Below are 25,796 nucleotides of genomic sequence, written 5' to 3'. Positions count from 1 at the left end.
CTGTGCTCGCCCCGTCGTCACCTCGGTGTCGACGGGGCGAGCGGCCGTGTCCCGGTCGGCGAGGGGGTGGTCTCGCGTCCCCCAGTGGGCCCGCTCGGAGTGGAGCCGGTTGCCTATTTGTCCTTACAAATACGAGAGATCCTCGTTAGACTGTCCCTGTCGAACGAGCCGCGGGCGCCCGCGCAGAGAGGTGGAGAAGTGACGAGCAACGACGCCCTCCAGATCCCAGCGACCATGCGCGCCGCCGTGCTGCGCGACCACGACAAGGGCCTGGAGATCGAGACCCTGCGCACCCCGCGCCCCAAGGCCGGAGAGGTTCTCATCGAGGTGGCCGCCTGCGGCCTGTGCCACTCCGACCTCCACGTCATCGGAGGGGCCATCGCCTTCCCCCTGCCCGCCGTCCTCGGACACGAGGTCACCGGCACCGTGGTCGAGCTCGGCCCCGGCAACGAGCACACCGGCCTCAAGGTCGGGGACCGGGTCGCCGGGGGCTTCCTCATGCCCTGCGGGCAGTGCGGCGCTTGCGCCGCCGGCCGCGACGAGCTGTGCGGCCCCTTCTTCGAGCTCAACCGCCTCCAGGGCGTCCTCTACGACGGCACCACACGCCTTGAGACCCCCGACGGCGAGGCCGTCCACATGTACTCCATGGGAGGCCTGGCCGAGTACGCCGTCGTGCCCTCCACCTCCGTGGCCGTGGCCCCCGACTCCATCGACCTCGTGCCCGCCGCCATCCTGGGCTGCGCCGCCATGACCGGCTACGGCGCCGTGCGCCGGGGCGCCGACCTGCGCTTCGGTGAGACCGTCGCCGTCGTCGCCACCGGGGGAGTGGGCACCAACATCGTCCAGATCGCCGCCGCCTTCGGCGCCTCCCAGGTCATCGCCATCGACGTCTCCGATGACAAGCTCGCCCCCATGCTCGGCTACGGCGCGACCGCCGTGGTCAACTCCGTGACCCAGGACGCCCGCGAGGAGGTCTTCCGTCTCACCGGCGGCAAGGGCGTCGACGTCGCCTTCGAGGCCCTCGGCATCCCCGCCACATGGAAGACCGCTCTCGATGTCCTGGCCGACGGCGGGCGCATGGTTCCCATCGGCCTGGGGGCCGGCGTCCAGACCGCCGAGGTCGAGATCAACCGCACCGTGCGCCGCTCACAGTCGATCATCGGCTCCTACGGCGCCCGCACCCGCCAGGACCTGCCCGCCGTCGTTGACCTCGCCGCGCGCGGGATCATCAATTACCAGGACGTCGTCTCGCGTCGCTTCCCGCTGGAGGAGGCGGGCGCCGGGTACGCGGCGCTGAAGAACCGCCAGGTCCAAGGGCGCGCCGTCGTCGACATGAGCCTGTGAGCGTCACGCGCCCGCACTGACGCGACGGCCCCCGGTCGGTTGGACCGGGGGCCGTCGCGCTGTCTGTGCTGTCCGTGCTGTCCGTGCTGGCGGTGCGGTGATGCGGGTCGCGCCGACCGCATGCCGTGCTGCGGCAGGTGCCGGCCGGGGCCGGCTCAGATGGTCAGCAGCGTCGACTCGATGTAGGCGCGGGCCTTGGCGCCGTACTCGTGCGGGTTGGCGATGGCGGGGTCCTGCTCGGCCTCGACCAGGATCCACTTGTCGTAGCCGTGCTCGATGAGGAAGCGGTAGGGCTCGGTGAAGTCGATCATGCCGTCGCCCGGCACCGTGAACATGCCCGCCAGGAAGGAGTCGAGGAAGGAGCGCCCCAGCTCCTTGGACTCGGACAGCTTCTCGGGGCGCACGTCCTTGAAGTGCACGTGCTTGACACGGTCGATGGTGGCCTCGAGCAGGCCCATGACATCGCCGTCGCCCACGAAGGCGTGGCCCGTGTCGAACAGGAGGGAGACCTTGGCCGGGTCCGTCAGCTCCATGAGCCGGATCGTCTCGGCCTTGGTCTGGACGACCGTGCCCAGGTGGTGGTGGTAGACGAGGTCGAGACCGTGCTCCAGGGCGATCTCGCCCAGGCGGTTGAGGCCCGCGGCCAGGACCGGCCACTGCTCCTCGGCCAGGACCGGCTTGTCGGTGAAGATGCAGATGTCGCGCATGCCCTGCACCGAGCCGGTCTGCTCGGAGACGACGACACGGGTCGCACCCAGGTACTGCAGGTACTCGCAGGTCTCGGTGAACGCCGGGATGACGGCCTCGACGCCGTCGCGCACGATGAAGGAGGAGAACCACTGGGCGACGATCGTGATGCCGCGCGCGTCGATGCGCTCCTTGGTGACCTCCTTGGAGGGGTACCAGCCGGCGACCTCCGTGCCGCGGTAGCCGAGGTCGGCCAGGTCGAGCAGCATGTCTTCCAGCGTGTTGAAGGCGCCGACCTCCTTGATGTCGTCGTTGCGCCAGGAGATGGGGTGCATGCCCCAGCTGATGCCGTGCGGGTCGCTGATGGCGGTGGCGGGGTCGAGGCGGAAGGTCACGGTGCTCTCCTTAGGTGCACGGGCATGCGTCGTCGTGGTTGTCGGTGCGTGATGGGTCAGGCGTCAAAGGTGGTGGGGCCCTCGACGTGGGGGACGTCGTGCCACTGGCCGTCGGCGGCCGAGGCGACGACGGCGGCGTCGACCTCGGCGGCGCACCAGGCGTCGGCGGCCGAGGGGGCGAGCTGCTCGCCGGTGAGCACGGAGCGCAGGAACTGGGCGGCCTCGATGGACTTGAGGTCGTCGAAGCCCATCGAGGTGCCGATGGCGGGCTGGTACCGGCTCCACTCGCCCCAGGCGGGGTTGGCCATGGCGCGGGTGTAGCCGTGGGTGGGGCCGCCGTCGACCGTGGTGCACACCTCCAGCTCGTTGAGGCGCTCGAAGTTCCAGCGCGCCGAGCCATTGGTGCCGTAGACCTCGACGACGTACTCGGCGCGCGGCCCCACGGAGACCCGGGAGGACTCCAGCGTCCCGAGGGCCCCGTTGTCGAAGCGCACGAGCATGGCGACGTAGTCCTCGTTCTCCACAGGCCCGGTGTCCTCGCCGATCTCGAAGCCGGAGTGGCCGAAGCCCGTCGTGGTCGGCACCGGGCGCTCGGTGATGAAGGTGTCGGTCATGGCGGTGACCGAGCCGATGCGGCCAACGACGTACTGGGCCAGGTCCGCGCCGTGGCTCATGAGGTCGGGCACGACGCCGGCGCCGGCCTTGTCCCGCGAGGCCCGCCAGGTCAGGGGGCTGACGGGGGAGGAGTTGTAGTCGGCGATGAGCCAGACGCGGATGTTGGTCAGGCGCCCCAGGGCCCCGGTGCGGGCCAGCTCGCGCATGTACTCGATGGCGGGGGTGTGGCGGTAGTTGAAGCCGACGGCGGTGACGAGCCCGGCGGCCTGCGCGGCCCGGGCCACGCTGCGGGCCTGCTCGGCGCTGACGCCCATGGGCTTCTCGATCCAGAAGGGCTTGCCCGCCTCGACGGCGGCCAGGGCGATCTCGGCGTGGAGGAAGTTCGGGGAGCAGATGGACACGACCTCGACCCGTGGGTCGGCGAGCAGCTCGCGGTAGTCGGCGTGGGCGCGCTCGAAGCCGAGGTCCTCGGTGGTGGCGCGCCGCGCCTCCTCAACGGGGTCGGCGGCGGCGACGAGGCAGGGCTCGATGCCGAGCTCGGGGAAGCGCTCGCCGACCGAGCGGTAGGCGCGGGCGTGGAGGCGCCCCATCCATCCCAGGGAGATGACGCCGACGCCGATGGACTTCTTCGTGGTCATGGTGGCTCCTCACGGCCAACGCTGGCCATCGATGAATGCGTGCGGTCGCCAGTGATCACGCACGCGATCAACTTTGTAAGGACAAAATAGCAGCGGTACTCGGGGCGCGCAAGCGGTGGTCCCGGAGGGCTCGGCGGGTGGCCGCAGCGGCGTATCCTCGCCCCCGGGGGCGCAGTCCGACGCTCAGCGGCGCCGCGTGCTCACACGAGCAGGTATAGCGCCGAGAGGATTGTCAGCGCGGTGACGATCGGATTGAAGACCTTCTCGTTCATCCGGGCCGCCAGCCACCGGCCGCCCAAGGCCGCCGCGATGACGACCGGGGCCAGGACGAGGGTGACCCCGAGCGTCTGGGTGTGGATGATCCCCAGCCCGATCGAGAAGGGCAGCTTGAGGACGTTGACGAGGAAGAAGAACCAGGCGGTCGTCCCCAGGAAGGTCGCCACCGAGAACCGGGAGGCCAGGAAGTACATCGTCGTCACGGGGCCGCCGGCATTGGCGGCCATGGCGGCCCGGCGGGGCGAGGCGCGGCGGTGCGCGCCCCGGCTATCCTGGGCCGGTGACGACCACCAGCACCGCCCCGTCGGCGCAGGAGGGGCCGGTCGGCCCCGTCCTCGTCGTCGACTTCGGCGCCCAGTACGCCCAGCTCATCGCCCGCCGCGTGCGCGAGGCCTCGGTCTACTCCGAGATCGTGCCCCACACGATGAGCGTGGACGACATGCTTGCCAAAGGCCCCGCGGCGATCATCCTGTCCGGCGGCCCCTCGTCGGTCTACGCCGAGGGCGCACCGAGCATCGACCCGGCTATCTTCTGCGCCGGGGTCCCGGTGCTCGGCATCTGCTACGGCTTCCAGGTCATGGCCCAGGCGCTGGGCGGTGCCGTGGGGCGCACCGGGACGCGCGAGTACGGCTCCACCCCGGCCACGGTCGCCCCGGGGTCCGGCCTGTTCGCCGGCACGCCGATGGAGCAGACGGTCTGGATGAGCCATGGCGATGCCGTCGAGGCCGCCCCGGCCGGCTTCGCGGTGACCGCCTCGACGGCCCAGACGCCCGTGGCGGCTTTCGAGGACCGGTCGCGGCGGCTCTTCGGCCTGCAGTGGCACCCCGAGGTGCTGCACTCCGAGCACGGACAGCAGGCCCTGGCGAACTTCCTCCACGTCGGCGCAGGCCTGCCGGCCACCTGGACCCCGGACAGCATCATCGACGAGCAGGTCGCTCGGATCCGCGCCCAGGTGGGGCAGGCCCACGTCATCTGCGGGCTGAGCGGCGGGGTCGACTCCTCGGTGGCCGCGGCACTCGTCCACCGCGCGGTGGGCGACCAGCTGACCTGCATCTTCGTCGACCACGGCCTGCTGCGCGCCGGGGAGCGCGAGCAGGTTGAGCACGACTACGCCGAGGGCATGGGCATCCGGGTCATCACGGTCGATGAGTCCGAGCGCTTCCTCACCGCGCTCGCGGGCGTCACCGAGCCCGAGGCCAAGCGCAAGATCATCGGTCGGGAGTTCATCCGCTCCTTCGAGGCCGCTCAGAGGCGCGTCATCGAGGAGGTGGGCGCTGCCGGCGGGCAGATCAGGTTCCTGGTCCAGGGCACGCTCTATCCCGACGTCGTCGAGTCCGGCGGCGGGGAGGGTGCGGCCAACATCAAGAGCCACCACAACGTCGGCGGCCTGCCCGAGGACCTCGACTTCGCCCTCGTCGAGCCCCTGCGCGAGCTGTTCAAGGACGAGGTGCGCGCCATCGGCCGCGAGTTGGGCGTGCCCGACAAGATCGTGTCCCGCCAGCCCTTCCCGGGGCCCGGTCTGGGCATCCGCGTCATCGGGGAGGTGACGGCGGAGAACCTGCGGATCCTGCGCGCCGCCGACGCCATTGCCCGCGAGGAGCTGACCGAGGCTGGGCTGGATGAGCAGATCTGGCAGTGCCCGGTCGTGCTCCTGGCCGACGTGCGCTCGGTGGGCGTCCAGGGCGACGGGCGCACCTACGGCCACCCGGTGGTCCTGCGCCCGGTGTCCAGCGAGGACGCTATGACGGCCGACTGGACGCGCCTGCCCTACGAGGTCCTGGCGCGGATCTCCACCCGCATCACGAACTCCGTGCCGGAGGTCAACCGGGTGGTCCTCGACGTCACCTCCAAGCCGCCCGCCACCATCGAGTGGGAGTGAGCCGAGTCCTGGCGGTGGCGCCCAGGGTGGTGGACAAGGAGGAGCCACGGCTCCGACGCCATCTGTCCGGTTGGAATGGCGTCAACTGCCGGACTGGCGTGGCGCCGAATCCGCGGCTACGTTGACGCCAACTGCCGGGTTAGCCTCGGTTTTACCTGCAATGACAGGACAATGAGATTGGGGGTAACGGGCTATCGGACTCGCGTTGTCGACGGCCTCGTCGACGACGTCCTGGGCTCCTCGGACGGCATCCTCCTCGAAGGCGTGTGTGCCTGCGGCAAGACCATGACCGGACGGCAGCACGCGGCCACGGAGGTGGATCTGGACTCCGGCCTGCCGCAGGTGCGTGCCGCACTGGACCTTGACCCCGCGCTGCTGCTGGACGGCGCCACCCCCAGGCTGATCGACGAGTGGCAGATGGCGCCGGTCATGTGGAACGCGGTTCGCCGGGAGATCGACCTCAGACGGGGCCCCGGGCAGTTCATCCTCACTGGGTCCTCCGTGCCCGCCGAGGACGCGACGCGTCACTCCGGTGCTCACCGCATCTCCAGGGTGCGGATGAGGCCCATGACCTTGTTCGAACGCGGTCTGAGCGACGGCCGCTGGGCCGCGATCGAGGTCAAACTCGGCCAGCGGCAGATCCCGGCGGCCCAGGCGTCCATGGCCGCCTGGGCCGCGGACATCGACATCGAGCGCACCCCGGCACAGGCGTTCACCGCCGTTGTGACTGCGGACGGGCCGACCATGCGGCTGCCCGACGGCGCCCTCACCTTCCCCCTGAGCGCGCTGCGCCCGTAGCGGTGCCGTCGCCCGGTCCAACTGACGCAACGAGAACCGGCCAACTGACGCAACGAGAACCGGTCGACTCGCGCAATTGGCTTGACTGCCGCCAAGATCGCAAGGGTTGTGCCTACCGGAGGTGGAGTTCATGCACTACTTGCCCCGAGTCGCCGATGACCTGCTGTCTGCGGCGCTCGCCACTAGCGGCGCTGTCCAGGTCAAGGGGCCGGTCTGACGACGCAAGGTAGGAACCCGGCGGCCGAGCGCCTGGCGAGAACGGCTCACTATGCGGCCGTTCATCGTCGTCCGGTGCGGTCCGGTCCAGCCTGTCGGATATCTCGGTAAGTCAGGGCTCAGATACGGGAATTCAGCCCGAGTAGGCCGCGGTAGAGGCCCTCGTCGAGGTCGGTGAACACGGTGAAGACCACCTCGATACCCTCCCCGTGCTCGGCCTGCCACCAGCTCACCGTGCTTACGGCGATCCGTGCGGCCTGGTCCTGGGGGAAGCCGAAGACCCCGGTGCTGATGCAGCACAGCGCTACTGAGCCGAGGCGGTGGGCCGCGGCCAGGTCCAGGCAGCTGCGGTAGCAGGATGCCAGCTGTGCCTCGTGCTCCGGGGTGGGGTGGCCCGCGGCGATCGGCCCGACCGTGTGGATGACGTGACGTGAGGGCAGGTTGTAGGCCTCGGTGAGCACGGCCCGCCCGGTCGGTTCCTCATGACCCTGCACCTCCATGATCCGGGCGCACTCGGCCCGCAGCTGGACGCCGGCGAAGGTGTGGATCGCGTTGTCAATGCAGTGGTGGCCAGGGGACCAGCACCCGAGCATCTGGGAGTTCGCGGCGTTGAGGATCGCGTCGACCTCCAGGGTGGTGATGTCGCCCCGCCACAGCCGGACTCTGGGATGGGTGGGGGAGGGTGCGGCCTCGTGGACTGCGTGCACGCCTCTGTCGGCGATGAGGCCCTGGAGGAGCTCGTCCTGCGCCTCCAGGAGCGGGGCGGGGCAGGGCAGGGGCGGGCGGGTGTTGAGCAGGGCGCGCACGGCGGTCCACAGCTGCTCGGGCTCCGCCTGGGCCGGGATCGTCACCGGTCGGCCGTAGCGCTCGGTCGACAGCAGAGTGAGTAGCTCGGTGAGCAGCTGTCTCCGCCGCTGCGGGGTCACGGCCGGCCTCTGAGGTCGAGCAGCGGCTCGAGGGCGCGCAGGGTGGCGTCGATGTCGGCGTTAAGGAGGATGCTCCTGTCGGCGATCGCGGACGGCGCGCCGGCCTGACCGAGGTTGAGGCAGGCGTAGGTGGCGTTCGGGTTGTCGGCCGTCATCGCCCAGAAGGGGTACTTGATGATCGCCGGCGTGGTGGCGCCGACGCCGAGCTCGAGGAAGACGACCCGTCCGCCCAGGTGGGCGCGCAGGAAGTCCCGGTAGTGCGCGGCGGCCTCGTGCCAGGCCTTGTCCTCTCCGAAGGTCGCGTCGACCCGCAGGTTCATGGCCATGGGCTCGCCGTAGACCGGGCAGTGCGGGACGAGCTCGCCGGGCACCCGCATGCCGCGCTGGCGGAGCACCATCTGCCGCACGGTCTCCTCGTTGCTGGAGGTCGTGTCGTGGCAGGGCACCGAGCACTGCCACAGGCCGTAGTCGCCCTGGGTGGCAAACAGCCGTGTCCGGTCGGTGCCCGCCAGCTGGAACTGGTGGTCGACATTGGTGGTGATGACGGTGTGCTCCCGGGCCGCCCCAGGGCCTCGGCCAGGTCCTCGAGGAGCGCTGGATCGGCCAGGGTCTGGCCGCCCGCAGCCGGCGCAGTCCGGTTCTGTCCGCTCGTATGTCCTCCCTCAGAGCCGGAGTGGGTTGTGCAGGGCGATGCTACTGGACCGGCGCCGTCGGACTGCCGGGAGCCGGGCGACAGGCGGGAGCGGTCACTCCAGCGTCGTCGTCTCCTCGGCCTGCTCGGAGCCCTCGTCACCGACCGGGTTGCCGGGCCCTCCGGTGGTGCGGTCGCGCAGCGCCTCGTAGCGGGACAGATCGGGCCTGGCCATCGTCGTCATCACCTCGAAGGCCCCCGGCCGGGTCATCAGCTCGGTGACATTGGCCGGACACACCTGCCAGGACAGGCCGAAGCGGTCCCGCAACCAGCCGCAGATCTCGGCTTCTGGGACGGCCGACAGCCCGTCCCAGACGGTGTCGACCTGCTCCTGGGTGTCGCACATGACCTGCAGGGACAGGGCGCAGGAGAACCCGAAGTCCTGCTCGCCCCCGTTGTCCATGGCGCTGACCGGCACGCCGGCCAGGACGGCGCTGCCGTGCAGGAGGGAGTCCGCGTGCTGCCGGCCCTGGCGCTGGTAGAAGCGCATCGGCCCGAGGCGGGAGGCGCCGAAGGCGCGGTCCAGGACCTCCACCCAGGTCCGCAGCGCCTCGGCGGCCCGGGAGTCCTCGCCGTCGAAGAGCAGTGACGGCACGATCCTCACCGCGCCGCAGGCCTCGGCCGATCCATCCTGTGCCTCGTGGGAGCCGACGGCGAGCTGCCAGGTCATGCCGTAGCGGTCCTGCACCCAGGTGTACAGCGGGGCGAAGTCGTACTCCTGGAGCGCCATGAGCTCGCGGCCACCGTCGGCCAGGAGCCCGTCGTGCAAGGCGTGCAGGCGCGTCGGGGCGTCCTCGACCAGGGCGGGGTCGAGCGTGATGGCCAGCGACAGGGAGGGGTCCATGGCGAACTCGTCGCCGGCGTTGATCGCCGACAGCTCGAACCCGGCCAGCCGGTAGCGCACCTCCAGGACGTCGCCGGCGAACTCCTGCTGGAAGTCCGCCAGCCCCTGACGGGGGTAGCGGGACACCTGGGTCACGCCGGTGCTCGACTCCCCGCCGGCCAGTCCGCCCAAGGCCGCGCGGAAGACCTCGACGTGGAAGCGGGCGCCCTCCAGGGCCGTGTGGTCGAACCAGAGGGACGGGACGATACGCTGCGTCATGATGGGGACGCTAACAGACGCTGTCCTGCGGGTAGACTACCGAGGGTGCCTACGTCGCTGTCCCGGCGACCGTAGAGCTTGTGGCCAAGGTCCGCCGTTTTCAGTCGCCCCCGTACACTCCCATCGACCAACGTCAGGCGTCCTGACGTCTCCTCTCCCGAGGTTGCGCCCGTGATCGAGTTGCAACGTCCTACACCCTCCTGGTCCCGATGACCGCCTCCGCACTGCGCCCGGGTTCCGTAGACTCTCCCGCGTCCGTATTCGGTCCTTGTGGAAAAGGGTGTGTCGTCAATGGCTGGTCGGGTGGGCCGTGCGGCCGGGCGTCTGGGGGTCGGACTCCTCGCGGTGCTGCTGGTGGGCGCGGGTTTCGGGGCGGGCGTCGTGTACGCCGCCTGGGGTGAGCCCGAGGTCACCGCGCAGGGGTACACCATCGAGTTCGTGCACGAGGGGTCGACCACGGGCCGGTAGGGCAACGGGGGTGGCCGGGGGCGCCCGGACGGGTCCAGGGCAGGTGATCGGGAGCCCTGGTCGGGCCTGTACCGGCCCATGATGACGTGATGCACACTATTGCGATCTGGTAGTCAGATCACCTCGGCGATGATCCGCGGAATTTCGCCGTTGTCTTCGACCGGTGGTCGCGGCCGTGCGAGTCGGCGAGGTTTAAAATGTGCGTCGGGTGTCTCGATGCACATGGAGATGCGGGCCGGGTGCTACAAAACGATCATCAAACGGCGGAACATCAAGGATATTCTCCGATCGGCGGGACGACAAATGTGCAAGGCGGGTCCTCGGGGGCGCGCAGGGGCCTGTCCGCGCACACGCGGCGGCGCCCGGCGTGTGCGCGGAGTCCCGATCTCGAGGTGTCATATGTCCCGATCTCGCGGGTGGGGTGGGAGGCTGGGGGAGGGGCCAGACTCCGGGGCGGTCGCGGGCCGGTGCCCGGTCATGGCACTGGCCCCGGTTCCCATGACGTGGCGCCTGCCGGGCCAACGGGTTCTGAGCCAGCGGTCGTGCGAGGCGACCACGACCGTGCCCGGGTAGGTGGCGACAGCATCCTCCAGGGCAGTGACCAGGTCGAGGGACAGGTGATTCGTCGGCTCGTCGAGGAGCAGGATCTCGGGCGGGTCCGCTAGGACAACCGCCAGGGCCAAGCGCTGCTGTTGGCCGACACTGAGTGTGGCCACGGGACGCTCCAGGTCCCGGGCCTCCAGAAGCCCGAGGGAGGCCAGCGGCACCTCCCGCGCCCGGTCTTGGCCGACAAGGTCGACGTAACTCTGCGCTGCCGTGCGCCCCGGCCCGCGCCCGCGAGGGTCGTCCAGGCGGGCGTCCTGGGCCAGCAGCCCTATCCGGTCGCCGTCCGCACGTCGCACCAGGCCGACGGAGGGGGTCAGCCTCCCGGCGAGGAGGGCCAGCAGGGTCGACTTGCCCGAGCCGTTGGGGCCGGTGATGAGCAGCCTCTCTCCGCGCCGGACGGCCAGCGAGGTCGGCGCCAGCCGACCGGCGACACCGACCTGGGTCGCAACGAGTGCCGGCTCTGCATCCGGGCTCCTGTCGAGCAGGACCGGTGAGGCGTCGGCTGGGATGATCCCCCGCTCGGCCGGGGCGGTGGGCCGCTGGGACAGGATGACGGAGGGCTCAGCCGAGCCGGCGGGTTGTCCCGCGGGGGTGATGAGCCGCCCCTCTGGCACACGGAACCGCAGCTCCTCCGGGGGCCTGCGGATCTGTGCGGCCACCTTGGCCTCCAGGCGAGAGCGTGCGTCACTGACCCGTCGCGAGACCGCCTTGCTGTTGCGGTCGGCGTAGTAGCGTTGCGCCTTCCGGATCTCGGTGCGGGGACTCCACTCGAGGTGACCGACGGTGTGCTGGTCGCGCACGGCTGCCCGCAGGCGCGCGATCTCGGCCTGCTCCTCCTGGTAGCGCCGCTGCCAGCGGCTCCGGGCCTGGGCGCGCGCGGCCACATAGTCGCTGAACGAGCCCGTGTGGCGCACGACGCCGATCCCAGTCCCGGTCCCGTCCTCCAGCAGCGGGCCTGCGACCGCGTCGGGGATCGGTGCGGGGTCGAGGTCAACCAGGACGGTCGCGGTCTCATCGAGGAAGGCCCGGTCATGGCTTGCCATGAGCACCGGTCCCCTCCAGGAGGTCAGGGTCCTGACGAGGAAGGCTGCGGCGGTGTCGTCGAGGTGGTTCGTCGGCTCATCGAGGGCCAGGACGTCCGGGGCCGACAGGAGTAGCCAGGCAAGGGCGAGGCGTGCCCGCTGCCCGCCGGACAAGGATCCCGCGGGCCGGGCCCGGTCGACAGTGTCGAGCCCGAGCCCCGAGACGGTCGCGTTGATCCGGACATCGGCGTCCCAGGCGCCAAGCGCCTCGGCGACCTTCAGGGCACAGGAGTAGCCATCGGCGGCCTCGGGGCTCTCGGGATGCTCGGCCAGGGCCTGTGCAGCGGCGTCGAGTGTCCGCGCCGCCCGCCGCGCCGGGCTGACCGCGGCCTCCAGAGCCTGGGCGACCGAGCACGACGGGGCGAAGGGCGGCTCCTGGTGGAGCAGCCCGATGTGCACCTCCTGACCGCCGGGGGCGCTGAGGCCGATCGTGCCGGCCGACGGCGTGAGGCGGCCGGCCACGAGCCGCAGGAGGGTGGTCTTCCCCGAGCCATTGGAGCCGATCAGTCCCACCCGCTGCCCGGCGGAGACGGTGAAGGACACGTCGGTCAGGACCCGGTGGCCGGGGTAGGAGAAGGAGACGCCGTCGAGGCGCAGGTGTGCGCCGGTGTGGATGAAAGAGGAGGTGTGCTGGAGGCGTGACATGAGTGTCCCTCGGGATGAGACGGGGCCCTGCCGGGCGGTACGCCGCGGGCGCAGGGCGGGTCAGCACTCAGATCCACACGGCAGGTACTTTACCAAGCCGGTCCCGGGAGCGGGAAGAGGTGCCGGGGCCGGTCGGGAGGGCCGACTGGGAAGACCCGCCGGGAGGGGCCGGCCGGGCTCGCCCCCACCCGCCCCGGGTGCGCCCCCATCTCTCCGCCCGTCGCCGGTGCGCGGCGCGGGCCTGCGCCCACCGTGACTCTGGGGGAAGGTCTGTAGGCGGGTGGGGGTGCCTGTGGTGGTTGCGGCGTGGGTATGCACGATGCGGCGATCTCGAGGTGTCATATGTCCCGATCTCGGCGAGGGGGCCGCGCCGGCTGCTGCCGGCGGGGGACTGACAGGGCCTTGCGCACGCCGGCGTGCGCGGGGGAGCGTAGGACCCGTATGCGCACCGGCCGCCCACGCCGGCAGGCCGACGGGCAGCGCGCCACGAGGGAGGACACCGCCATGAGGTACACGAACCTTGGACCGACCGACATCAGGATCCCGAGACTGTGCATCGGGGGGATGAGCTTCGGGAAGGTCTTCCCGGACTTCCAGCAGTGGGTCATCGACCAGCCGGCCACTCAGGAGGTCATCGCCCGGGCCCTGGAGCTCGGCGTCAACTTCATCGACACCGCCAATGCCTACGCCCACGGCACGAGCGAGGAGTACATCGGCCAGTCCTTGAGGAACCTGGGGGTGGCCCGCGAGGACGTCGTCCTGGCCTCGAAGGTCTACTTCAATGAGGGCAACCTGTCTGCGGCGGCCATCGAGCGGGAGATCACCGGGACCCTGGAGCGCCTGGGAACTGACTACCTCGACCTGTACATCATTCACCGCTTCGACTACGGCACACCGATGGCCGAGACGATGGAGGCCCTCGACCGCCTCGTCAAGGACGGGCGGGTGCGTGCCCTGGGGGCCTCGGCGATGTACGGCTACCAGCTGCACAACCTGCAGGTCGTCGCCGACGAGCACGGCTGGACGCGCTTCGCCTCGATGCAGAACCACTACAACCTGCTCTACCGCGAGGACGAGCGTGAGCTCATCCCCGTGTGCGAGCAGTACGGCATGTCCCTGACCCCCTACAGCCCTCTGGCCTCGGGGCACCTGACCCGCCCCACCTGGGAGTCGCAGTCCGTGCGCTCGACGACCGACGGGACAATGAAGGCCAAGTACGATCGGGCCCGCGAACTCGACATGCCGGTCATCGTCCGGGTCGCCGAGGTCGCTGAGCGTCACGGCGTGCCGATGGCCGACGTCGCGCTGGCCTGGCACTGGGCACGGGGCGTGGCCGCGCCGATCGTAGGCTGCTCGCGGCCGAGCCGGGTGGACGACGCCGTGCGCGCCCTCGACCTGACGCTTACCCCCGAGGAGCTCGCCTACCTCGAGGAGCCCTACCTGCCGCACGATGTCGTCGGACCACTGGCTAGGCCCGGCGAGAAGCAGATCGCTGTCACGTGGAATGGGTTGCCCGGAACGGACACGAAGCGGAGCTGAGACGCCGCCGAGCGTCTGGCGAAGGTGACCTACGAGTGGACGAGAGTCACCGCCGGTCCCTTGTCCATGCTCGGTGTGTCCATGCTCGGTGCCTTCGTCGCGCCGGGCCGCCGTTGGGTGTCCCCTCGACAATCCATGCACCGGGGGTATGTCCCATGAAAAGGCACGTACCGCTCCGTCAGGCGCCCTGCGACGCGGCCATCCAGTCGACGACCTCGGTCACCCGGGACGGAGCGTCGACGAGCGAGACCAGGTAGAATGCCGCCCGAGCAGAGGCGTCCGAAATGGGCACGGCCACGCGGCCCTCGACGCGACCGCGATGCTGCGGGGCATCAGTCGTGAAGCACAGCAAGTCAGAAGTCCGGACCGTCTGGAAGAACACCTCGACGTCGCTCTGAATGATGAATCGCGCATCGGGAATGGATCGCTCGCACACGTCCTTCCAGAACCCGACGCGATCCCGGACGAGGAAGGTCTCGCCGGCCATGTCGGCAAAGCTCACCTCATGGTGCGCCGCCAGCGGATGGCGGTCAGGGGCCAGCAGGGCCAGCGCCTCGGTCATGAGGGGAAGGCAGCGTCGGCCGGGGAGCGTGACCGGGCGTCGGGTGATGGCCAGGTCAGCCGTCCGCTCCTGCAGCCGTCGCTCCACCTCGGTATCAGAGGCCAACTCAGGCTCAGGCACGACGCCGCCGAAGCGCTCGACGACTCTGGCGGTGAGGTGCCACGCCGGGGCCGGGGCCACCGCGGCGACCCGCAGGGTGCGGCGTTCGAGGAGATGGGCGTCTCCTTCTCCTCCAATGAGGTAAGCGAGCGTATCGGCGAACTCGCTTTGCAGGAGCTGGGCATCGCGTCCGACGACATCGAGGGGATCCAGGACGTCGGCGTGGACGAGCTGCTCGCCGCCTCGGACGCGGCGCGGCAGCAGGCAGGACGAGAATTCGGCGTGTTTCAGGCGCTGTCAACCGATTACGGCGTCGAGTGGGGGCTGGTGGTGGACGCCGACGGTTACCTGCCCACGGCGCCGGTGACCGATGCGGGCTTCGCCGAGCCGGGGCGCGACGTGGCGTTGCTGATTGGAAGCAACTTCTCGGAGTGGACGCACTTCTCCGAACTCACTCAGCAGACGGACGCAGCGGTCGAGCAGACGGAGGCCTTCGAGGCGGCGTATCCCGATCGCCCCGCCTCGGACGTGACCTATGTTGACACCTTCATCCGTCTGCCCATGCTCAAGATCATGTCGCACAAGGCTGACCAGGGCGGGGCGGACGTGCACGCCTACCTGTTCAACCAGGGTGACGATCCCTACCACGGGGCAGAGATCCCCTACGTGTTCGGGCGGGGCGAGGGGGGTGCTCGGCGATTGGATTCCGTCCGCGTGGGCCGGCTTTGCGCGTGCTGGGGCGCCGACCGCGGATGGCTTGGTCGCGTGGGATCCGTAGACGCGCGAGGGCGGAGCCACTATGCGGTTGGACGATGACGCAGAACTCGTCAACCACCACGATCGGGAGCTCATGGCAGTGCTGGAAACCGATTACGATTACTGATCGAGATGGTGGTGGAAGGGAAGCGGCAACTGCGCTCGCCGAGCCCGCCACGGCCTCACCTCGCAACCGCGACTCCCGTCTGGCAAGAAGCAACAAGAAAGACACAGCAATAATGACGACCACCGATACAACCGCCACCAGGGTCCTAGAGACGTCGAAGCATTTCTGGGCGGCGATGGAGGCCTCCGACACGACCGCCATGCGTGCGGCAGCGACGCCCGAATGCAGGTTCGTTCACATCGGCGTCACCTGCGACCTGGACCGCGAGCTCCAGTTCTACGACGACGGCACCTTCCAGCCCGCTGGCATCACTTTCCACAGCCAGGATGTCACCGTCCACGGCGCCGCCGCCGTCGTTATCTCCGACATCGACTACTCCCTGCTCCTGAATGGCGAGGAGACGACTCACCACTTCGCTGTTACCGAGGTGTATGTGAGCAGCGCCGACGACGAGACATGGCGCCTGCTTCAGCTCTCCTTCACCGCACTGGTGTACTGACTCCCGCACCCGTTCGACATCGTCCAGCACCGCCACTGGCGCGCGAGGACCTCGACGGCCAGTGCTCCAGCACCGGCGTCAGAGAGCTCGGGGACGGTGTGGGCGATGGCCGCTAGGGTAATGCGGTGGAATCCTCGGGTGGCAAGGAGACTGTCTTTGGCGGCATTGATCTCCTCAAGGCGTTCAGCCCTGTGCTTGGCACTGTGGGTGCGCTGGTAGGTGGCCATGTTCTGCCCACATCCTCTTACCTCGGTTCGTTCGCTGCCGGCCTCACAGTAGCCGCCTATCGGCCCAGTTGCACATTGCCAAGCGCCGGTTCGTCACGTAGGTTCCATAACCAGCAGGTGACGGATCGTAATTTGTTGTACGGATCGTCCGTGCGGAACTGCAAGTACACAGCGAACCAAGAACACAGAGAACGGAGACCGCTATGGACACTCAGAAGGTTGTATTCATCAACAAGAACCTGGGCCTACGCCTGGCGGGGCTGCTTCGTCTGCCCACCGACTTCAACCTCAGCAAGAACTACCCGGCCGTCGTCGTCACCGGCCCGATGCTCTCCGTCAAGGAGCAGGCGCAGAGTGTGTACGCCGAGCGCCTGACCGAGCTCGGCGACGTCACTCTCGTCTTCGACGGGTCCTACTTCGGTGAGAGCGAGGGCGCGCCGCGCCAGCAGGAGCTGCCCGCTGTCAAGGAGACTGCCATCGAGGGAGCGGTCGACTTCCTCCAGTCCCTGCCCTTCGTGGACAACGACCGCATCGGTGGGCTGGGCATCTGCGGATCCGGCTCCTACATGTCCGTCGCCGGCGTCAAGGAGCCGCGCCTGAAAGTGGTCACCGCCGTCGTCCCCGCGATCTCCGACATCTCCAAGTCGGCCATGGCCGGCTTCTTCAAGCCCACCGACGAGGTCGAGGCGGCCAAGGCGGCCTACGAGCGGGGCGAGGGCGAGCTTGTGCCCGGGGCTAGCCCGCGAGCGAGGGCGCGTCCTCGGACGGGGAAGAAGGTAACCACACCCCGCCTGAGGACACGCCCCGTGCGCACAGTGCCGCTCAGTACAAGGCCGCGCCGGAGGGGTCGGCCTTGCGGACGCGCTCGCTGACCAACCAGGCGATCATCTGAGGATCGCGGTGGTCGAAGATGGGCGGGAAGGAACTGTCGTCGAGGGCGGCGAAGGCTGCCATGTCCTCCTCGTCCAGCTCGAAGTCGACCACGTCGATATTCTCCTCCATGCGGGCCCGGCGCACCGACTTGGGGATGACGATCACGTCCTGCTGAATCAGGGCGCGCAGCGTCACCTGCCCGGGCGTCTTGCCGTACTTCGCGCCGATGGCGGTCAGTACCGGGTTGGTGAAGATGTTGTTGCGGCCTTCGGCGAAGGGCGCCCAGGCCTCATGGACGACACCGAGCGAGTTCATGAACTCATGCGCCTCGGCGTTCTGGCGGAAGGGGTGGGTCTCGACCTGGTTGACCATCGGCGGGACCTCGGTCAGCAGGGCGATGTCCGCCAGGCGGTCCGGGTAGAAGTTGGACACCCCGATGGCGCGCAACCTGCCCGCCCGGTAGGCCTCCTCCAGGGCGCGGTACGCGCCGGGGTAGTCGGCGATCGGCTGGTGGATGAGCATGAGATCGATGTAGTCCGTGCCGAGCAGGCGAAGGGACTCGTCGATGGAGGTGGCGGCCCGGTCGTGCGTGAGGTTGACCGGGGCGATCTTCGTGGTCAGGAAAACGTCCTGGCGGTCCAGGCCGGAGTCGCGCAGGCCGGCGCCGACGCCCTCCTCGTTGCCGTAGGACTGGGCGGTGTCGATGAGGCGGTAGCCGACCTCGAGGGCAGTCCGCACGTGCTCGGCGGTCTCCTCGGGCGGGGTCTGGAAGACGCCGTAGCCGAGGACCGGCATCTTGACACCGTTGGCCAGGGTGCGGGTGGGGATGTCGGGTGCGGTCGTGGTGCTCATTGTGCTCCTGCACTCCTTGGTTGTTGGTTCCGGTTCGGTGGGGTGGCGCGCCGGTCCGGTCAGGAACCGAAGCGGGCGATATCGGCTCGCAGGCGGGCAGGTTCGTCCTCGAGCGGCACGAGGACCCGGTCGAGGATGCCGCGGCCGGTCTCGACGTCGGGCCGGGTGGTGGCGAAGAGCGCCTCGAAGTCGGTGACCGGCTCGCCCGGCTGGGAGAAGACCTCGACGGTGCGGTGCTCGCCGGAGGGGTTGAGTGCGCCCTCGATGAGCACCTGGGCGATGTGGTGGCGGTCCACGCCGGGCTGCCCGCCGATACGGCCGCCCTGCTTGAGGTCGATCTGCGTGTCCTCGGGGCCCTGGTAGTCGAACCAGCCGGGGCGCACGATCGTGTAAGGGTGGCCGCAGGCGCGCACCAGGCGCTCGGCGCGGCGCTTCCAGTCCCCCTGGGGCCGCTCGCGGTTGGGCGTCGAGACGTACATGGAGGTCATAAGGCCGATATGGACCTCCTGCCGGTTGGTGAGCGCCTCGAGGAGCGCGGGGATGACGGCGTAGTAGTTGTGCTCCAGGTCGGCGTCGCCGCCGTGGGTGAGGATGACGACGTCCACGCCGTCGACGATGTCCGCCAGCGCGGCGGCGTCGGTGGGGGAGGCCTCGACGACCTGAGTCCCGGCGGGCAGGGCGGCCCTCGCGCGGGCGGCGTTGCGGGACTGCGCGCGCACGGTCAGGCCGTGGGCCAGGTCCACCCCGGACTCGGCCTGCGTGTACGGATGCACCCGGTAATCCACGACAAAACAGTGGTAGCCGCGTGTCGACAACCGCCTGGCCGTCGGGTAGCAGTCGGAGTCGTCCCCGCGAAGGGCGAATGCCCCGCCGGCGCACAGCAGCACGGCGCCACTGACCGTGCCCGCCGCGGCAGGCGCGCTGGTCACGGTGGGGCGAAAGCCGGCGGGGTCGTAGCCGCCTGCTGTCGCGGTCGTGACGGTTGGGGCATTGCCGTCCTCATCGGGCCTTTCCTCATGGTCGGTCGATCTGCGCCTGCCAGAAGGCGGCGGCATCCTCGATCCACCCCTCGGCGACGGTCCCGATGCTGAGCCCGAAGCCGTGGGGCAGGCCGTCGTAGACGTGGAGCTCCGACGGCACGCCCGCAGCGGCGATGGCGTCGGTGCGCGCACGCATAGTCCGCCAGGAGGCGATCCCGTCGGCGGTGCCGACGCAGGCGTAGGTCGGCGGCTCCGTGCCCGACAGGTCGGAGTGCCCCGTGTACTGCATGACGACGGTGCCGGGGCCGGGCACGTCGTCGCCGCCGAACCGGGCCGGGCCGTAGGACCCCAGGTAGGCGGCCAAGCGGGCTCCGGCAGAGCCTCCCCACAGCGAGTAGCGCTCGGGGTTGACGCCGAGCTCCTCGGCGTGGGCGTGGATGAAGGAGATGGCGCGGGCCAGGTCCTGGCAGCCGGTCTGAGCGCTCGAGCGGTAGTGCAGCGCGAAGGCGGTGTATCCGTGGCGGGACAACCACAGGGCGTGCGGCATCGAGTCGTGGATGGAGGCCACGTAGGCGAAGCCGCCGCCGGCGCTGCACACGGCCACGCGCGGACGGTCGCCTGGCACCGCCCCCTCCGGTGTGGGCCGGTCGGCCCCGCGGGTTGGCGAGGCCGGCGTCGGCCGTCGCGCAGGGAAGACGAACAGCCCGGTGTCGGCCAGCGTGGGGTCCCCGGCCCTCTCGGCCTCGGTGTAGATGTGGTGGAAGACCGTCTCCCCGCGACCGCGCCGCTCCAGCAGGTCGCTGACGACGTCGACCGTGGTGGCGTCGTCGACGTGGTGGTACCAGGTCAGAAGGTCGGGCACGTCGGCCAGCGTGTGGCCGGGGCGGGGCGGGTTGAAGGTGATGGGGAACAGGAGACGTCCGTAGTCCTCGAGCAGCGGGTTGCCGATCACGTCTGCGATGAGCGTGTCGCTGTCCACGGCTGTTTCGCCTCCCGTCTCCGTTGCGGTCGCGGGCCCGGGTGGCAGCGTGCCCGAGCAGCCCGTGGCGGCCGCCACGGCGCTGCTCGACGCCAGGCCGAAGCCCCTGCGCGTCAGCATGACATCGGACCTGACCGGTGCGGACACAGATCCTCCTGTGCCGATGCTCCCCAGACGGTGGCGGGTGGACCGCTCAGTACAGTGAGCCTCAGTGAGCCTCAGTACAACGTGCCGCCGCCCAGCCCGCTCTTCTTGACGTAGTCGCCGAGCAGCCAGGAGATGGTGTCGGGATCGTAGTGGTTGAAGATGGGCGGGAAGGACGGGTCGTCCAGCGAGGCGAAGGCGGCCAGGTCATCGGCGGTCAGCTCGAAGTCCAGGACGTCGAAGTTCTCCTCCATGCGCTCGCGCCTGACCGACTTGGGGATGACGATGACGTCCTTGCTCATGAGCGCCCGCAGCACGACCTGCCCGGCGGTCTTGCCGTACTTCGCGCCGATGGCGGTCAGTACCGGGTTGGTGAAGATGTCGTTGCGGCCCTCGGCGAAGGGTGCCCAGGCCTCGTGGGCGACGCCGAGCCGCTTCATGACGGCGTGGGCGGCGTCGGCCTGACGGAAGGGGTGAGTCTCGATCTGGTTGACGGCCGGAGGGACCTGTGCCAGGAGGGCGACGTCGATGAGGCGCTCGGGGTAGAAGTTCGACACGCCGATAGCGCGGATCTTCCCTGCCTCGTAGGCCTTCTCCATCGCCCGGTAGGCACCCGGGTAGTCGCCCATGGCCTGGTGCAGCAGCATGAGGTCGAGGTAGTCGGTGCCGAGCCTGCGCAAGGACTCCTCGATCGAGGCGGCGGCCCGCTCCTCGTTCATGTTCGACACCCAGATCATGGAGGTGATGAAGACCTCCTCGCGGGCCAGGCCGGAGTCGCGCAGGCCGGCGCCGACGCCCTCCTCGTTGCCGTAGGACTGGGCGGTGTCGATGAGGCGGTAGCCGACCTCGAGGGCAGTCCGCACGTGCTCGGCGGTCTCCTCGGGCGGGGTCTGGAAGACGCCGTAGCCGAGCATCGGCATCTCGACACCGTTGTTGAGGGTCATGGTGGGTGTGGTCGTCATCGGGTGTCCTTCCGTGCGGTCGGTGGCGCCGGCTCAGGCCTGCTGGGAGTAGTCGAAGCCCTCCGCCGGGATGAAGGCCGGGGGCTGGTCCGGGATCACGTGATAGGGCTGCTGCGGGATCTCGTTGATCGCGGCGACCTCATCGGCGCTCAGGGAGAAGTCGAGGATGTCGATGTTCTCCGCCATATGCGCGGGGTTGAGGGTCTTGGGGAAGGTCACGTTGCCCTCCTGCAGGTGCCACCGCAGGATCACCTGGGCGGCAGACTTGCCGGTGCGCTCGGCCACGGCCACGACGGCCGGCTCCTCCAGCAGGGTCTTGTCCCCGTGACCGAGCGGGTACCAGGCCTCGACGAGGACCTCCGTGCCCGCCGACCGGGCCATCGCGGCCTTGAGGCCGTGCTGGTTCCAGCGCGGGTGGGCCTCGACCTGGTTGACCGCCGGGACGATGGCGGCGACCGACAGGATCTCCTCGAACTTGGCGGCCGAGAAGTTCGACAGGCCGATGGAGCGGACTTTGCCCGCGGCCACCGCCTCCTCCATGGCCTTCCACCCGGAGACGTACTCGCCGTAGGGCTGGTGGAACAGGAGCAGGTCGACGTAGTCCAGGCCGAGCCGCTCCAGGGTCGCGTCGATGTCCCGGAGGCACTGGTCGTAGGGGTAGGACTGCGGGAAGAGCTTGGTGGTGACGAACAGCTCCTCGCGGGTGGTCAGGCCGTCCGCGACCGCCCGGCGCACGACCTCGCCGACGGCGACCTCGTTGAAGTAGGCGTTGGCGGTGTCGATGTGACGGTAGCCGAGCTTGAGGGCCTGGGGCAGATGGGTGCGTACCTGCGCGGAGGTCATCTGGAAGACGCCGTAGCCGACGGCGGGGATGGACCGGCCGTCGTTCATGGTCAAGGACGGAATGGCCGTCATGGGCTGCTCCTTGCGGAATGAGATCTTGCAATGTTCTGTGCATGAGTCTGCCCGGAACAAGGGCCGGTGTGAAATGCCTATATCGGCTCAGCTCATGCAGATGACGCATATGATGCGGTGATGGACCTCGATCAGCTCCGCCACCTCGACGCCGTCGCCCGGCTGGGCACGGTCAGTGCCGCCGCCGACGAGCTCCACCTCTCCCAGCCCGCCCTGTCCCGGTCCCTGGCGCGCCTCGAGAAGGAGCTCGGCCACACTCTGTTCGACCGGCCCGGACGCCGACTCGTCCTCAATGGCGTTGGCGCGGTGGCCCTCGAGCACGCTCACGCGGTCCTGCGACAGGAGGCCGCCTTGCGGCTCGCCGTCGACGACGCCGCCCGGCGCTCGCGGGCGCTGCGTGTCGGCACTGTGGCGCCGGCTCCCCTGTGGCGGCTGACGGCCCTGATGGTCGAGCGTTTCCCCGGGCGGCTCATCACCTCGAGCATGCTCGATGTCCAGGAGGTCGAGGCCGGTGTGCTCGACGGCTCCATCGACCTGGGCATCTCGCTGCGACCGCACGGCACACCGGGTGTGCGCTCGGTCGGGCTCATGGAGGAGAACCTCGCCGTCGCCCTGCCCGCGGCCCACCGGCTGGCCCACCGCGAGAGCGTGAGCGCCGCGGAGCTGGACGGCGAGACCTTCCTGCTCCTGGAGGACATCGGCTTCTGGCGCGAGCTGTGCGACCAGGCCTTCCCCCGTTCGGAGTTCGTCGTCCAGGAGGACCGGGAGGTCTTTACGCAGCTCGCCCAGAGCACCGACCTGGCCCGCTTCGTCACCGACGCCCCCTTCCTCGCCGATCCGGCTCGCGGGAGGCGGGTGGTTCCCATCCGCGACGCCTTCGCCCATCTCTCCTTCGTCCTGCTGTGCCGCGAGGATGCCCGCGCCGAGGTGCTCGAGGTCTTCGAGTGGGTCCGCGCCCTGTGATCCCGGGTGGTCCGGGTGAGGCCCGAGCTCAGCGGTCGTTGTTGACACTGCCCTCGACAGGTGGTGTCGACACCGGCGTAGGCTGTGCCTAGTTGTATGAGGTCGTGACGTTGTTGATGGTGGTGGGGGTTTGGGTTGCGGGTGGCTGGTCGTGGCAGGCGGTGTGGGGTCGATGGTAGTTGTAGTGGTTGTTCCATATGGCGATCGCCTCGCGCCGCTGGTTCTGTGAGGTGTGTTGGCGGGCGTAGAGGCACTCTTGGGCAAGGATCCGGTTGTAGCGCTCGACCTTGCCGTTGTGCCGCGGCGTGTACGGCCGGATCCGCTGGTGACGGCTCGCCAGGCCCATCACGGCGCGAGTCAAGGCCTTGGCCCGGTAGCTCACCGCGTTGTCGGTGACCACCCGCACCAGGCGGGTGATGCCGTGGGCCTTGAACAAGACGCGGGCGCGGCAGATGAAGGCGATGGTGGTCGCCGCCGTCTCATCGTCAAGCGCCTGGGTGTAGGCCAGGCGCGAGAACCCGTCGATACCCGTCGATAGCGGTGTGGACGTAGGTGTAGCCGACCCGCCTGCCCGGGCCACGCTTGGAGGCCTTGGCCTTGGCGGTCCCGCGCCCGTGGGCGCGCCATCGGCCCCCGGCGCGGTAGCGGGCGAGCCACTTGTGCGCGGTGGCGCGTGAGACGCCCATCTCGGCGGCGACGTGAGCCACGGGCCGGCCCGCCAGGACGCGCTGGACAAGGCGAAGGCCTTTCTGGGGCGTCAATGGGGCGTTACGGTGGATCATGGCGGTGGGGTTCTCCTCGGGGAAGGACTGGATCGACTCGACACCGCCCATCCTGACCCAGCCCGACCCCACCGCCCCCTATACCCCAACGTCAACAACCTCACAGGGAAGTACAGCTAGGGACGGGGAGCAGGCTCCGGCCCGGGTGGTGCGGGCCGTCTGGAGCCCGCCGGCCCCTGCCTGAGCCCGCCCGCCCCGGACGCGGCCTGGCGCGCCCCGGTCGGGCGTGCCAGGCTCGGACCCGTCAGCCCGACGTAGGAGCCCCGACAAGGAGACCCGATATGGCGCTCACCCCGCAGGCACACGAGACCTTCACCCGGTTGTTCGCCGCCGAGCCGCAGCCGCACGCCACGGATCCGGAGATCTACGAGATCCTCCAGAACGAGATCTTCGGGGAGATCTTCTCCTCGGGTGTGCTCGCCGACGTTGAGCGCGAGCTCCTCACCGTGACCGCCCTGGCCTCCATGCAGACCCTGCCGCAGCTGGCGGCGCACGTGGGGGCCGCCCTCAACGTGGGGGCGAGCCCGCTCCAGGTGCGCGAGACGATCTACCAGTGCGCGCCCTACATCGGCTTCCCCAAGACCCTCAACGCCGTGGCCACGGCCAACGAGGTCTTCGAGGCCCACGGCGTGACCCTGCCGCTTGAGGACGCCGGGACCGTGGCCTACGAGGAGCGGGAGGCCGCCGGTGCCGCCATCCAGGTGCCCCTGTACGGCGACGAGGTCAAGCAGGTCTTCGCCGCCCTGCCCGAGCCCTTCGGCGAGCTCGTCCCGCACCTGCTGACCTCGGTGGCCTTCGGCGACTTCGAGTCCCGAGGCGGCCTGGACATCGCCATGCGCGAGCTCGTGTGCCTCGTGGCCATCGCCTCGATCGGTGCGGCCGTCCAGCTGCGCCCGCACGTCGCCGGGGCGATCAAGGCCGGCAACTCTCGCCAGAAGGTCGCCGCAGCGCTGGTGCAGGCCATGCCCTACATCGGTGGCCCCTATGCCTTGTCCGGCCTGCTGCTCGTGGCCCAGTACGACGAGAACGCCTCCTCGGAGGCCTACCGCTGAGTGCTCCGAGCCGCGCCACCCCGGCCCGGCAGCCACTGGAGGAGCTCGATCTCCCTGCCCAACGGGTCCTCGACAAGGGCGGAGATGAAGCCGAGCTTGTCGACCACCGTCGGCCCCGAGGTCACGGCGCCCCCCAGCTCGGCCGCCCGGCGGGCAGCAGCGGCGACGTCGGGGACGCTCCAGGCCATGTGGTGCAGGCCCTCCATGGTGGGCTCCCGGGTCGTGCCGGGGCCGCCGTCGTCGAAGTCGATGAGCTCGACCAGGACTCCGGAGCCGTCGGACAGGTAGCCGATCGTGTGGTCGGTGAGCCGGACGGTCCCGGCCCGCTCCAGCCCCAGCAGCGTGCCGTAGAAGGCCATGGCCCGCTCGAGGTCGGGCACGACGGTCGCCACGTGCTCGAGCCTGCCCGGGGCGGCCGCACCGGGCAGAGGGCCGCCTGGGGGGAGGCTGGTCGGAGTGTCACCGGTGGGGTCGTGGTCAGTCATAGAGCAGCTCCGAGATCGTCGGGTCATCGATGTGGTCGGCGTTGTACCAGTGCGAGCCGGTGTCGACGTCCTCAACGGCCTGCCCGTCGGCCGACCGGACCGCCAGGGTGACCGCCTGGTAGCCCATCTGGTAGGGATCCTGGGTCACCGACCCCAGGAAGGCCCCCGACCGCACTGCGTCCTTCTGGGCCTTGCCGGCGTCGAAGCCGACGACGAGCAGGTCCTTGTAACGGCCTTTGGAACGGTCGAGGTCGCTGGCGTCGTTGGTGGCGCTGATGACGCCGTTGACCGCGTCCTGGTTGGCGGCGAACAGCGCCAAGATCCCCGAGGTCGACAGCGCCGAGGCGGCCGCCGACTGGATGTCGGCCTGGCTCGTCGTCGACGGGACGGTGACGACGACCTTGACCTTGGCGGGGGAGGACGAGGGGGCGGTCCAGCGCTGCTGGCCCGAGACGGCCACCGCCCCGGCCAGCTCGCTGTTCTTCTCCAGCTCGGCGACGATCGTCTCGACGAACCCGTCGACCCGCTGGACGATCGACCCCGAGGTCGAGTCCTGGGCGAGCACCCCCATGACCACGGGGAGTCGGTGCCGGCGGCCGACACGGCCGTCACGAAGCGCTCGTCGCCGGCGA

25 protein-coding genes and 2 pseudogenes are annotated in these 25,796 nt (G+C 69.8%); 10 read left to right on the top strand and 17 right to left on the bottom strand.

Going from position 1 to position 25,796, the window contains the following annotated elements; translation table 11 throughout:
* Positions 1-198: 198 nt before the first annotated feature.
* On the top strand, positions 199-1,344 hold the full coding sequence (locus Q4C85_RS01670) for a zinc-binding dehydrogenase (RefSeq protein ID WP_303138938.1): 1,146 nt from the start codon (positions 199-201) through the stop codon (positions 1,342-1,344).
* A 155-nt stretch (positions 1,345-1,499) separates the two neighbouring features.
* Here the strand turns inward: Q4C85_RS01670 and iolE are convergent, their stop codons facing one another.
* The 3 genes and pseudogenes from iolE to Q4C85_RS01655 form a co-directional block, all read right to left on the bottom strand.
* Positions 1,500-2,426 (bottom strand): myo-inosose-2 dehydratase, encoded by a 927-nt coding sequence (gene iolE / locus Q4C85_RS01665; RefSeq protein WP_303138937.1) that lies wholly within the window; start codon positions 2,424-2,426, stop codon positions 1,500-1,502.
* A gap of 56 nt (positions 2,427-2,482) precedes the next feature.
* Positions 2,483-3,679 (bottom strand): Gfo/Idh/MocA family protein, encoded by a 1,197-nt coding sequence (locus tag Q4C85_RS01660; protein ID WP_303138936.1) that lies wholly within the window; start codon positions 3,677-3,679, stop codon positions 2,483-2,485.
* Between the two features lie 200 nt (positions 3,680-3,879).
* Positions 3,880-4,182 (bottom strand): annotated as a pseudogene (locus tag Q4C85_RS01655) (TSUP family transporter); the annotation flags it as partial.
* 53 nt (positions 4,183-4,235) lie between these two features.
* On the opposite strand from Q4C85_RS01655, the gene guaA reads away from it, so the two are divergent.
* Complete coding sequence (guaA, locus tag Q4C85_RS01650; RefSeq protein ID WP_303138934.1) at positions 4,236-5,834, top strand: glutamine-hydrolyzing GMP synthase; 1,599 nt, start codon at positions 4,236-4,238, stop codon at positions 5,832-5,834.
* Between the two features lie 171 nt (positions 5,835-6,005).
* Entirely contained in the window at positions 6,006-6,632 is a 627-nt protein-coding gene (locus tag Q4C85_RS01645) for an AAA family ATPase (protein ID WP_303138933.1), read from the top strand.
* A 335-nt stretch (positions 6,633-6,967) separates the two neighbouring features.
* Here Q4C85_RS01645 and Q4C85_RS01640 read toward each other — a convergent pair whose 3' ends face one another.
* From Q4C85_RS01640 to Q4C85_RS01630, 3 genes are all read right to left on the bottom strand, one after another.
* Complete coding sequence (locus tag Q4C85_RS01640) at positions 6,968-7,774, bottom strand: protein-ADP-ribose hydrolase (protein WP_303138932.1); 807 nt, start codon at positions 7,772-7,774, stop codon at positions 6,968-6,970.
* Entirely contained in the window at positions 7,771-8,220 is a 450-nt protein-coding gene (locus tag Q4C85_RS01635) for a hypothetical protein (protein ID WP_303138931.1), read from the bottom strand. The genes Q4C85_RS01640 and Q4C85_RS01635 overlap by 4 nt, the downstream gene beginning before the upstream one ends.
* A gap of 300 nt (positions 8,221-8,520) precedes the next feature.
* Positions 8,521-9,567, bottom strand: a complete 1,047-nt coding sequence (locus Q4C85_RS01630) for a VOC family protein (RefSeq protein ID WP_303138929.1) — start codon at positions 9,565-9,567, stop codon at positions 8,521-8,523.
* A gap of 291 nt (positions 9,568-9,858) precedes the next feature.
* Here Q4C85_RS01630 and Q4C85_RS01625 point away from each other — a divergent pair, with 291 nt between their 5' ends.
* Positions 9,859-10,035, top strand: a complete 177-nt coding sequence (locus Q4C85_RS01625; RefSeq protein ID WP_303138927.1) for a hypothetical protein — start codon at positions 9,859-9,861, stop codon at positions 10,033-10,035.
* A 395-nt stretch (positions 10,036-10,430) separates the two neighbouring features.
* On the opposite strand, the gene Q4C85_RS01620 is transcribed toward Q4C85_RS01625, so the two are convergent.
* Complete coding sequence (locus tag Q4C85_RS01620; RefSeq protein ID WP_303138925.1) at positions 10,431-12,368, bottom strand: ABC-F family ATP-binding cassette domain-containing protein; 1,938 nt, start codon at positions 12,366-12,368, stop codon at positions 10,431-10,433.
* 504 nt (positions 12,369-12,872) lie between these two features.
* Between Q4C85_RS01620 and Q4C85_RS01615 the strand changes: the two genes are divergently transcribed.
* Positions 12,873-13,907, top strand: coding sequence for an aldo/keto reductase (locus tag Q4C85_RS01615; RefSeq protein ID WP_303138923.1), 1,035 nt, complete (start codon positions 12,873-12,875; stop codon positions 13,905-13,907).
* Between the two features lie 178 nt (positions 13,908-14,085).
* Here Q4C85_RS01615 and Q4C85_RS01610 read toward each other — a convergent pair whose 3' ends face one another.
* Entirely contained in the window at positions 14,086-14,664 is a 579-nt protein-coding gene (locus Q4C85_RS01610; RefSeq protein WP_303139068.1) for a substrate-binding domain-containing protein, read from the bottom strand.
* Positions 14,665-14,682: 18 nt separating this feature from the next.
* Between Q4C85_RS01610 and Q4C85_RS01605 the strand changes: the two genes are divergently transcribed.
* Positions 14,683-15,384 carry a hypothetical protein gene (locus Q4C85_RS01605; RefSeq protein ID WP_303138922.1) on the top strand — a complete coding sequence of 234 codons (702 nt, stop codon included), beginning with the start codon at positions 14,683-14,685 and terminating at the stop codon, positions 15,382-15,384.
* Positions 15,381-15,950 carry a nuclear transport factor 2 family protein gene (locus Q4C85_RS01600; protein WP_303138920.1) on the top strand — a complete coding sequence of 190 codons (570 nt, stop codon included), beginning with the start codon at positions 15,381-15,383 and terminating at the stop codon, positions 15,948-15,950. The genes Q4C85_RS01605 and Q4C85_RS01600 overlap by 4 nt, the downstream gene beginning before the upstream one ends.
* Here the strand turns inward: Q4C85_RS01600 and Q4C85_RS01595 are convergent.
* Positions 15,920-16,177, bottom strand: coding sequence for a hypothetical protein (locus Q4C85_RS01595; RefSeq protein ID WP_303138919.1), 258 nt, complete (start codon positions 16,175-16,177; stop codon positions 15,920-15,922). The two genes, Q4C85_RS01600 and Q4C85_RS01595, sit on opposite strands and share 31 nt — an antisense overlap.
* Positions 16,178-16,380: 203 nt before the next feature.
* On the opposite strand from Q4C85_RS01595, the gene Q4C85_RS01590 reads away from it, so the two are divergent.
* The gene (locus Q4C85_RS01590) at positions 16,381-17,049 is read left to right on the top strand and encodes an alpha/beta hydrolase (RefSeq protein ID WP_303138917.1); all 669 of its coding nucleotides are present in this window, start codon (positions 16,381-16,383) and stop codon (positions 17,047-17,049) included.
* Here the strand turns inward: Q4C85_RS01590 and Q4C85_RS01585 are convergent.
* From Q4C85_RS01585 to Q4C85_RS01565, 5 genes are all read right to left on the bottom strand, one after another.
* On the bottom strand, positions 17,000-17,902 hold the full coding sequence (locus Q4C85_RS01585) for an aldo/keto reductase (RefSeq protein WP_303138914.1): 903 nt from the start codon (positions 17,900-17,902) through the stop codon (positions 17,000-17,002). The genes Q4C85_RS01590 and Q4C85_RS01585 overlap by 50 nt on opposite strands.
* 59 nt (positions 17,903-17,961) lie before the next feature.
* Positions 17,962-18,831 carry an NAD(P)H-binding protein gene (locus tag Q4C85_RS01580; RefSeq protein WP_303138912.1) on the bottom strand — a complete coding sequence of 290 codons (870 nt, stop codon included), beginning with the start codon at positions 18,829-18,831 and terminating at the stop codon, positions 17,962-17,964.
* 85 nt (positions 18,832-18,916) lie between these two features.
* On the bottom strand, positions 18,917-19,861 hold the full coding sequence (locus Q4C85_RS01575) for an alpha/beta hydrolase (protein ID WP_303138910.1): 945 nt from the start codon (positions 19,859-19,861) through the stop codon (positions 18,917-18,919).
* 218 nt (positions 19,862-20,079) lie between these two features.
* Positions 20,080-20,967, bottom strand: coding sequence for an aldo/keto reductase (locus Q4C85_RS01570; RefSeq protein ID WP_303138908.1), 888 nt, complete (start codon positions 20,965-20,967; stop codon positions 20,080-20,082).
* A gap of 33 nt (positions 20,968-21,000) precedes the next feature.
* On the bottom strand, positions 21,001-21,882 hold the full coding sequence (locus Q4C85_RS01565; protein WP_303138907.1) for an aldo/keto reductase: 882 nt from the start codon (positions 21,880-21,882) through the stop codon (positions 21,001-21,003).
* Between the two features lie 120 nt (positions 21,883-22,002).
* On the opposite strand from Q4C85_RS01565, the gene Q4C85_RS01560 reads away from it, so the two are divergent.
* Complete coding sequence (locus tag Q4C85_RS01560; protein WP_303138906.1) at positions 22,003-22,845, top strand: LysR family transcriptional regulator; 843 nt, start codon at positions 22,003-22,005, stop codon at positions 22,843-22,845.
* Positions 22,846-22,933: 88 nt separating this feature from the next.
* Here the strand turns inward: Q4C85_RS01560 and Q4C85_RS01555 are convergent.
* Positions 22,934-23,627, bottom strand: a pseudogene (locus Q4C85_RS01555) (integrase core domain-containing protein).
* 281 nt (positions 23,628-23,908) lie between these two features.
* Here Q4C85_RS01555 and Q4C85_RS01550 point away from each other — a divergent pair.
* Positions 23,909-24,679, top strand: a complete 771-nt coding sequence (locus Q4C85_RS01550; protein ID WP_303138904.1) for a carboxymuconolactone decarboxylase family protein — start codon at positions 23,909-23,911, stop codon at positions 24,677-24,679.
* Here Q4C85_RS01550 and Q4C85_RS01545 read toward each other — a convergent pair.
* Positions 24,670-25,164 carry a VOC family protein gene (locus Q4C85_RS01545; RefSeq protein WP_303138902.1) on the bottom strand — a complete coding sequence of 165 codons (495 nt, stop codon included), beginning with the start codon at positions 25,162-25,164 and terminating at the stop codon, positions 24,670-24,672. The genes Q4C85_RS01550 and Q4C85_RS01545 overlap by 10 nt on opposite strands.
* On the bottom strand, positions 25,157-25,735 hold the full coding sequence (locus tag Q4C85_RS01540) for a substrate-binding domain-containing protein (protein WP_303139067.1): 579 nt from the start codon (positions 25,733-25,735) through the stop codon (positions 25,157-25,159). The genes Q4C85_RS01545 and Q4C85_RS01540 overlap by 8 nt, the downstream gene beginning before the upstream one ends.
* Positions 25,736-25,796 lie beyond the last annotated feature (61 nt).

Origin of the sequence: Actinomyces sp. (assembly GCF_030524025.1) — a bacterium.
Taxonomy (GTDB): Bacteria; Actinomycetota; Actinomycetes; order Actinomycetales; family Actinomycetaceae; genus Actinomyces.
Note: the sequence above shows the minus strand (reverse complement) of the source record. Positions and strands in the feature narration are given on the sequence as shown.